General features: G+C 66.3%; 8 protein-coding genes and 1 pseudogene. 4 read left to right on the forward strand and 5 right to left on the reverse strand.

Annotation, left to right across the window (positions count from 1 at the left end; all coding sequences use genetic code 11):
• From QOH60_RS19415 to QOH60_RS19430, 4 genes are all read left to right on the forward strand, one after another.
• The coding region (locus QOH60_RS19415; protein ID WP_526423369.1) for an acyl-CoA dehydrogenase family protein at window positions 1–544 on the forward strand (544 nt) is incomplete at its 5' end.
• Between the two features lie 22 nt (window positions 545–566).
• Window positions 567–1,463 carry an LLM class F420-dependent oxidoreductase gene (locus tag QOH60_RS19420; RefSeq protein WP_526423381.1) on the forward strand — a complete coding sequence of 299 codons (897 nt, stop codon included), beginning with the start codon at window positions 567–569 and terminating at the stop codon, window positions 1,461–1,463.
• Window positions 1,464–1,476: 13 nt separating this feature from the next.
• Window positions 1,477–2,217 carry an alpha/beta fold hydrolase gene (locus QOH60_RS19425; RefSeq protein WP_526423371.1) on the forward strand — a complete coding sequence of 247 codons (741 nt, stop codon included), beginning with the start codon at window positions 1,477–1,479 and terminating at the stop codon, window positions 2,215–2,217.
• 25 nt (window positions 2,218–2,242) lie between these two features.
• Window positions 2,243–3,442, forward strand: a complete 1,200-nt coding sequence (locus tag QOH60_RS19430) for a CaiB/BaiF CoA transferase family protein (protein WP_526423373.1) — start codon at window positions 2,243–2,245, stop codon at window positions 3,440–3,442.
• Between the two features lie 59 nt (window positions 3,443–3,501).
• Here QOH60_RS19430 and QOH60_RS19435 read toward each other — a convergent pair whose 3' ends face one another.
• From QOH60_RS19435 to QOH60_RS19455, 5 genes and pseudogenes are all read right to left on the reverse strand, one after another.
• Complete coding sequence (locus tag QOH60_RS19435; protein ID WP_526423383.1) at window positions 3,502–4,299, reverse strand: alpha/beta fold hydrolase; 798 nt, start codon at window positions 4,297–4,299, stop codon at window positions 3,502–3,504.
• Window positions 4,300–4,357: 58 nt separating this feature from the next.
• The gene (locus QOH60_RS19440) at window positions 4,358–5,500 is read right to left on the reverse strand and encodes an acyl-CoA dehydrogenase family protein (protein WP_526423375.1); all 1,143 of its coding nucleotides are present in this window, start codon (window positions 5,498–5,500) and stop codon (window positions 4,358–4,360) included.
• Between the two features lie 9 nt (window positions 5,501–5,509).
• Entirely contained in the window at window positions 5,510–6,805 is a 1,296-nt protein-coding gene (locus QOH60_RS19445) for an FAS1-like dehydratase domain-containing protein (protein ID WP_526423377.1), read from the reverse strand.
• Between the two features lie 8 nt (window positions 6,806–6,813).
• Window positions 6,814–7,109, reverse strand: a pseudogene (locus tag QOH60_RS19450) (SDR family oxidoreductase); the annotation flags it as partial.
• A gap of 1 nt (window position 7,110) precedes the next feature.
• A partial coding sequence (locus tag QOH60_RS19455; RefSeq protein ID WP_526423379.1) for a class I adenylate-forming enzyme family protein occupies window positions 7,111–8,538 on the reverse strand: 1,428 nt, incomplete at its 5' end.

An 8,538-nucleotide genomic window follows, 5' to 3' on the forward strand; every position in this document is an offset into this window, starting at 1 on the left:
TCGCATCCCGGTGATGGCGTCGTTCGCGCCCTACGAGCTGCATTTCGACAACGTACGGCTCCCGGCCGCACAGCTGATCGGTGCTGAGGGACAGGGTTTTTCGCTGGCCAGCGAATTCCTCGTGCACGGCCGCATCGTCTACGCCGCTGGCCCGATCGGCATCGCGCAGACCGCGCTCGACATGACCTGCCAGTGGGCAAGGGACCGGGACGTGTTTGGCGGCAAGCTGGCCGACAAGCAGGGCATCCAATGGATGCTGGTGGACAGTGAGGTGGAACTGCGCGCCGGGCGGCTGCTGATGTACCAGGCCGCCTGGAACGCCGACCTGGGCCGTGACGTCCGGGTGGACGCGTCGGTGGCGAAGATGTATGGGACCGAGGCTGCCTACCGGGTGCTGGACCGCTGCATCCAGATCCATGGCGCGCTGGGCATTTCCACTGAACTACCGCTGGAGCGGTGGTTCCGCGACTTGCGGGTGAAAAGGCTCGGCGAAGGCGCCACCGAGGTCCAGCGTGAAGTCATCGCCCGTTCGTTGTTGAGATAGGGGTCCCGTGCGCTACAACCTGATGTTCCCGATGCGCGCCGTCAAACACTGGCAGCGTTGGTGTCAGGGAGCCGCTATCGGCGATATCGCGCGAGTTGTCGAAGACGCGGGCTTCGATGCCTTCTCGATGTCAGAACACCCCTATCCCGACAAAGAGTGGCTCGCCCACGGCGGCCACCACGCCTTCGACCCGTTTGTGTCGCTGAGCTTCGCGGCGGCCGCAACCACCCGTATCCGGCTGATGACCTACATCCTGGTGTCCGGCTACCGCAACCCGTACCTGACCGCCAAGGCAGCCGCGAGTTTTGATCTGCTGTCCGGCGGCCGCTTCACACTAGGCACGGGGGCCGGCTACCTGAAGACCGAATTCGAGGCGCTGGGAGCCGATTTCGGCCGTCGCGGAGTGCTGCTCGACGAGGCGATCGCCGCGTGGAAGGCGAACTGGGCGGGCGTCGACCACGACGGGCCCGAGTTCGGGGTGAGCGGTCACGTCGCGTTACCGCCGCCGCTGACCGCGGGCGGACCCCCCATCTGGATCGGCGGCAACGGTGCCGCTGCACAGCGGCGGGTGGTCGAGGTGGCCGACGGCTGGATGCCGATGGCCGCGTCGGGCGAGTTCGCCGCGATCACTCGTGCGCGGCCACTCGAAGACATTGACACACTGGGCGACTGGATCGCCGTGGTCAACAAGCGGCGCGCAGATCTGGGCCGCGGGGCCGCCGACGTCGCGTTCGTCCCGTTCGAGGCCGACCTTCTCGTCGGCGGTGACTGCGGCGCATTCTGCGCGGCCACGCGGCCGCGGCTGGACGCCTACGCGGAGGCGGGCGTCACCTGGATCACCGTCGAGCCGGCCAGTCGAAGCTTCACCGACTTCCGCACCGACATCGATGTGCTCTCGTCCGGTTTGATTCACCACTAAGGGAGCGTGCGACATGACCCTGCCCGACCTTGTCCTCGTCCACGGCGGCGAGCACGCGGGCGACTGCTGGGACCTCGTAGTCGCCGAATTACGTTGTCAAGCACCGGAATTACGCACTCTGGCGGTGGATCTGCCGGGTCGAGCCGGTAAGCCCGGCGATCTCGCGACCGCCACGATCGGTAAGTGGGTCGACTCCGTCGTCGCCGACATCGACCGGGAGGGTCTTGGTGACATCGTGATCGTCGGCCATTCCATGGCCGGGGTGACGGTGCCAGGCGTCGTGACCAAACTCGGCTCGGCACGGGTACGCGAGATGATCCTCGTCGCCGCATTCGTCCCGCCGCACGGGAAGGCAATCGTGGACACGCTCGGCGGTCCGTTGGCGTGGTTCGCACGGCGCGGCGCGAGCGCCGGAAAGCCGATGAAGGTTCCTCGGTTCGCGGCGCAGTATGCGTTCTGCAATGGCATGTCGCCACAGCAGCGTGAGTTCGCGTTGTCCCGGTTGTATGAGGAATCGGCCCGCGTCCCAGGCGAACCCGTGGACCGCAGCGCGTTGCCCGACGACGTGCCGCGCACCTGGATACTGACCACCCGCGACCGGGCGCTGTCCTTGAAGTCGCAGCACGCCAGCATCGCTGCGCTGGGCGGGGTGCAGGATGTAATCCCCATCGAGGCCTGCCATGACGTGATGATCAGCCACCCGGAACGCTTGGCGCAGATCCTCGTGGAGCGGTGCCGATCGCGCACGGCATGACGGCATCGGACCCTACGATCGTCGAGTGACGAAACCTCTCGAGGACATACGGGTGCTGGACTTCTCCGAACATGGGTTCGTGCCGTCGGCCGCAGCCGCGCTCGCGGATTTCGGAGCCGACGTGGTCAAGATCGAACGGCCTACGGGGGACCCGATGCGCACGATCATCAATCGGGGCTTGGTGGCCAGCCGCGACGGCTACGACTATCTCTTCGAGTTCTGCAATCGCAACAAGCGGGGCATCTGCCTGGACGTCGAAACTGGCAGGGGACGTGAGGTTTTCGAGCGATTGGTGGGTTGGGCGGAGGTGTACGTCACCAACCAGTTACCGCGGGTGCGACGCAAGTTGCGCACCGAGCCGGCCGATCTGATGGCCATCAATCCCAAGCTCGTCTATGCCAAGGGCCACGGGCAGGGCCAGCGTGGCGACGACGCCGAGGCCGGCGGCTACGACGGAGTCTCGTACTGGGCTCGCGGCGGCGTCGCGCATGTGCTCACCGCGGCCGATGCGTCCCACCCAGTGCAGCAACGTCCGGCCCTCGGAGACTTCCCCACCGGAATGTTCTTGGCAGGCGGGATCTGTGCAGGCCTGGTCCACGTGCTGCGTACCGGGAAGGGCATCGTCGTCGACTCCTCATTGCTGGCCAGTGCCGCATGGGCGCTGGCGCCCGATCTTGCCTACGCCTCCTTGACGGGCGAGCAGATGCCGACGCCACCGCAGGAGACGATGTCACCGTTGATGCGCCAGTACCGGACCGTCGACGGGTACTGGGTGGCTCTGATGATGATCGACGAAGGGCGCAGCTGGGTGCCGTTGTGTGCAGCGCTCGGTATCGAGGGATTCGACGAGCACGGCGCCGACGCGGCATCGCGCAATGCGGTGTGGCCGCAATTGGCGGAACACATCGGTCTCGTGACCGGCTCGTTGGACCGCGCCGCCCTCACGAACACGCTCCGGGCCCATGATTGCATTTTCTCGTTCTTCTCCACTCCGACAGACGTTCTCGCCGACGCAGCCGTGATCGACAACGGCTATCTGATGCACCACCCCGAGGAGCCGGACCTGCGACTGGCGGCAGCACCCGTCCAGTTCGACGACGAGCTGCCCGAGGTGCGCCGCGGCGGGCCGGCTCGGGGCGAGCATTCGCGGGAGATCCTGAGCGACCTCGGTTATGCCGAATCGGAGGTGGCGGAACTGTTCGCGGACGGCGTCGTGACTGGTTGAGCGGCGAGCCCGAACAGCCGAGCGGCTGGTTACCCGGGCGAGACCCGATCTGTTGGCAGTCAGGAATCGCGGATGGCGGCGGCAAGTTTGTGCGGCGCGTCGACCATGACGAAGGCGGAGCAGTCCGGAATCTCGATCAACGTGGCGATCGGGAAGGCGTCGCGGAGCCGGCGCGCGTGGTCTAGCGGAAACAGGTCGTCCTCGGTTCCCCACGCCAGGGTCACGGGCCTATTGAATGCCTCGATCGCCGGTGCGGCGCGCAGCGTGAGCGCCGGGTCCAGCGAGGCGGTCACCGTGACCGCGTCGCGGCGAGCGGCCGCGCTGGTCGCGAAGGCGCCGAAGATCTCCCGCTGACGATCCTTGGGCGGCGGCTTATGGCACACCGCCTTCAAGAAGAAGCTCTGCCCCGGCCCAGTGGCCAGTAGCCGGATGATTCCTCCACCCACCGCGGAGCTTAACCGGCACAGCTTGACGATCTGCGCAAAGGATCCCGGCGGAAAGTGTTCGTAGCTATCGCAATTGGTGAGCACCAAACGCGCGATCCGAGACGTGTCCAACGATTCATCGCCAAACGACGCCAGCACCAGACCACCACCAGTGTCGTTGGCCACCACGGTGACATCCGTCAGGTCGAGCGCCTCCATGAAGTGCACGATGCGCCGAGCGGCCGCCTCGGCGCCCAGGTCGGCGCCGTCAGTCGATGTGCTGTGCGCACCCAGGGGCCACGTCGGGGCGATGCACCGGAAGCCCTCCCCAAGTTCCGCCACCACGTCGTCCCACAGCGCACCCGTGACGTACACGCCGTGCACGAACAAAACCGTCGACCCCGCCCCAGTGTCGGAGTACTCGATGTCCAAGCCGTCCACTTGCACACGTTTGATCGTCATGTGACTCTGCTCCAATCACCGCAAGGGGTCACAGGCCGAGGTCTCGACCGATGATGTCCTTCATGATCTCGGTAGTGCCGCCGAAGATGGTCATGATGCGGTTGTCCATGTAGTCGCGGGCAACCCGGTACTCCGTCATATAGCCGTAACCGCCGTGCAGCTGGACGCAGCCGTCGATCACCTTCTTGGCCGTCTCGGTGCACCACCACTTGGCTTTCGACGCCTCGACAGCCGTCAGTTCGCCGTCCACCACAGCCTGCAGGCACCGATCGATGTACTGCTCGCCGAGATCGAGTTCGGTGTCCATCTCGGCGAGCAGAAACCGGTTGTGCTGGAAGCTGCCGATGGGCTGGCCGAAGGCCTTACGGTCTTTGGCGTACTGCAGTGTCTGCCGCCAGGTTTCGCGTGCACCGGCGATCGCCGAGATGGCGATGGACAACCGCTCCGACGGCAGGTTGTGCATCAGGTGGTAGAAGCCGCGTCCCTCCTTGCCTAAGAGGTTGGACGATGGCACCCGGACATTCTCGAAGGCGAGTTCGGCGGTGTCCTGGTAGTGCAAGCCCATCTTGTCGAGCTTGCGCCCGCGGGTGAAGCCCTCCATGCCGGCTTCGACCACGAGCAACGTGAAGCCCTTGTGCCCGGCGTCGGGATCAGTGCGGCACACCACCACGACGAGGTCGCAGTTGATGCCGGACGAGATAAAAGTCTTGGCGCCGTTGATGATCCAGTCGTCACCGTCACGGACCGCCGAGGTGCGAATGCCAGCCAGGTCACTGCCCGCGCCAGGCTCGGTCATCGCGACGGCCACAATCAGTTCACCGCTGATGATCCCCGGCAGCCAGCGCTGCTTCTGTTCGTCGTTGGACAACGACGAGAAGTACGGACCCACCACATCGTTCTGCAGGCTCAGCGATGGACACGGCCCTCCGTAGCGGGCGACCTCCTCGTCGATGACGGCGTTGAACCGGAAATCGTCGACGCCGCCGCCGCCGTACTCCTCGGGCATGTTGAACCCGATGAGCCCATGCTTGCCCGCCGCGACGAACGCCGAGCGGTCGACGAGACGATCAGATTCCCACTGCTCGGCGTTCGGCACGAGCTCACGTTCGATGAAATCGCGCACGGTCTCGCGGAATGCCTCGTGCTCGGCCTCAAGGACAAGTCGCTTCATCCGTTGCTCTCATTCTCCATACAGCCGGCGCAGCTCTTCGCCGACCTTGCTTGATGCCCGCGAAACAACCTGTGCCCCACGCCTTCTGAGGTCGGCGTCGGGGATCGGGAGCACCGCGGCGCCGGTCGCCTTCGACGGTAGCAGCACCTTGGCGGTACCGCGTGTGGTGGTCTCGTCCCGCTGGCTGGTCGCGGCGACGTCGAGTGACACCACCTCGTCGGCGTCGGCTCCCTTGGCGGTGACCGTTCCGGTGCACCGGTGCACGTCGCCGTGGTAGTTGAAACCACGCATCTGGAGGTCCATCTCGGCCAGCCAGCCGTCGTCACCGATCCAGTTGGTGAGCAGGTGGCTCACCCACGCGGCACGCATCTGGCCGTAGTCGTAGGGCGCCGGGATGCCGAGAGCCTGCGCACGACCGGAATCCCAGTGCAGCCGTTGCACGACGTCCGGGACGCCGTAGTCGTCGGGCTGATAGAACGCCGGCATCCGCTTGCGTAGTTGGTGCGCGAACTTCAGCGGCCCGACGCCGTATCCGCCCCAGCCCCACCCCATGTGCATCGAGATGATGTCCACGACGGTCAACGGGCCCTTGATGATTCCAGGCAGTGCGTCTCCGACTGCGACGTCCTCCCACCACTGCGGGTCGGCGCCGCGGCGCACCTCGGCCTCGTACTCCGCCTCGACTTGGGCGAACTCCTCCGCAGTCCAGTGCTTGCGCTGAATGTCCCTGAGCTTGTCGGATTTCTTGGAACCCTGGCGTTCGGCGTTGATGTAGGACTCGTCGCGGGTGGCGATCGGGTTGCCGTCGGCGTCGACGTAGAGGTACCGGTAGGTCTCCTTGACGGAACGGCCACCGGAGAACGCGCTCTCCTTGACCTGGACGTCCAAGGTGTAGTTCTCCGCGAGCACGGGACGTCCTGCGAAGATCGGCCGGTACCACGTCCACTTCACGCCCGAGTAGTACTTGCCGGTGCCGCGGAATAGCCCGCGAAACAATTGCTTTCGCTCCGGATCCGTGAACTTCGGGGTCTGGTCCAGGCCCGTCGTGATCGGGAACGTGGGTGAGGCGATCTGCCCGTGCCAGCGGGTGGCTGGGCCGTACGTCGGATCGTGGAACAGCGGGTTGTCATCGCCGCAGCCGAAGGCGAACTGTGTGATCGCGTCGGCCGACGGCAGCTTGTTCCACGGTTCGTCACGCTGATAGACGGGAATTCCGATCTGCGCCTTGGCGCGTTCGATGTCCTCGTCGGTGATCCGGCCTTCTTCCGCGGGGGCGTCCGCGCCGGACTTTTCGGTGGCGGTCACTGGTCCTCCTAGAACTTCAGCATGGCACCGGCGTCGACCTTGAACTGCAGGCCGGTCACATAGCGGGACTCGTCGGAAGCCAGGAAGCAGACGGCGTTCGAGATGTCCAAGACTTCGACGTACGGCGTGGGCATTGCCTGCATGGCGGGGAACGCCAGCAGGGCGTCGTCCCGGTCGGAGACTCGAGGTCCGGCCGGAACTGACGGTACGTCGGCGCACTGTTGAGCATCGAGGCGTTCACGTTGGTGGGGTGAACGACGTTGGCGCGGATGGACTGTGGCGCGAGTTGGCCCGCGAGTTCGAGGTCATCGGCCTCCGCCCGCCGGTTGCGCGACCGTGTCTCCGTCGGTTTCCGCTCCGAGGTCCTTCAGCATGACGAGCAGACGACGGCGGTCGACCTTGAGCGCCGCTCCGCGCGGCAGCGCGTCCACGACGAAGATCCGGGCAGGCACTTCGTAGGGGGTCAGCGTCGCCCGGCAGTGCTGGCGCAGCACCTCGCCGTCGGACGCAGCGCCGGTACGCAATTCGACTGCGGCAACGGGCACCTGACCCAAACGCCGATCCGGGATGGGAGCCACCGCGGCGTCGGCGACCGCCGGATGCGCACGTAGTGCCCGCACCACGGTCTCCGGTGCCACCTTGAATCCGCCCCGCACGATCACGTCGTCGGCACGGCCGTCGATGTACAGAAAACCGTCGGCGTCCAGATGGGCCAGGTCGCTGGTGGTGACCCAGGTGTCGCCAGACCCACCGGCCTGCGGTGTGGCGACCTGCAGCCTCCCGGCCTGATCCGCCCCGAGCACGGTCCCCGCGTCGTCGACGATCCGCAGCCCAACCCCGGGAAAGGCGCGGCCGACGCTGCCCTTCTTGTCGGCCCACTTTGCACGGAAATCCTTGACGGTCCATCCAGCCACTGCGCCGGAGAACTCGGTCGCGCCGTAGACGACGAGGATCGGTATGCCGTACCGCTCGAAGAACGCATCGACCAAGTCGGGGTCGACCGGGCTCGTGCCCGCGTTGATCGCACGGATGCTCGCCAGGTCCTCCCGCGGGATGTCAGAGTCGAGCACAGACCTCATCGCCGCGGGGGGCAGCCCGGCGACGGCAGGCCGATGTTCCTTGACCGCCGCGTGCCATCCCGGCACGGTGAAGCGGTCCAGCATCGCGAACGGACGGGCCGCGACCAGCGACTGCAACAACCCCCACAACCCGCCGATGTGCACGATGGGCAGCGTCACCATTCCGACGTTTCCAGTCAGCGGTGGTTTCGTTCTGGCTTCGGGACGCTCGTTGTGCCGCAGCGCCGACGCGAGCGACGCCTCCAACTGCGCACGGGTCAGGGGAATGCGTTTGGGCGGCCCGGTCGTACCCGACGTCAGCATCTCGATGGCGACTGCGGGATCGCCCTGCGTGGCTTCGTTCGTTCCCGCTGCGCGCCTGGCGAGTTCGTCTTCGTCCAGGCTCCAGCCTGTGGCGCCTAGTTCGGCGACGGCGTCGTTGAAGACCTGTTCGGACCACAGCGCGGACGGCGCGAGGACGAACGACACTGCCGACGCGGCAAGGTCGGCGCTCAGGCGCTCCGGCGGCTGCAGTGGGCTGACGGTCACCAATGTGCGGCCGCCGCGGAAGATCGCGATGAGCGCCGCGGCGGACTCCATACGGTTGGCGAGCACGACGGCAACCCGTCCGCCCGGGCCGCACCCGGCGGCCGTCAACTCCGCATCGATCCGCTC

This window comes from Mycobacterium sp. (assembly GCF_032159765.1).
In the GTDB taxonomy this organism is placed as follows: domain Bacteria; phylum Actinomycetota; class Actinomycetes; order Mycobacteriales; family Mycobacteriaceae; genus Mycobacterium.

Coding starts and splice junctions, on each gene's coding strand:
- QOH60_RS19420 (WP_526423381.1), top strand. CDS start 567: ATGTTCCCGATGCGCGCCGTCAAACACTGGCAGCGTTGGTGTCAGGGA.
- QOH60_RS19440 (WP_526423375.1), bottom strand. CDS start 5,500: ATGAAGCGACTTGTCCTTGAGGCCGAGCACGAGGCATTCCGCGAGACC.
- QOH60_RS19425 (WP_526423371.1), top strand. CDS start 1,477: ATGACCCTGCCCGACCTTGTCCTCGTCCACGGCGGCGAGCACGCGGGC.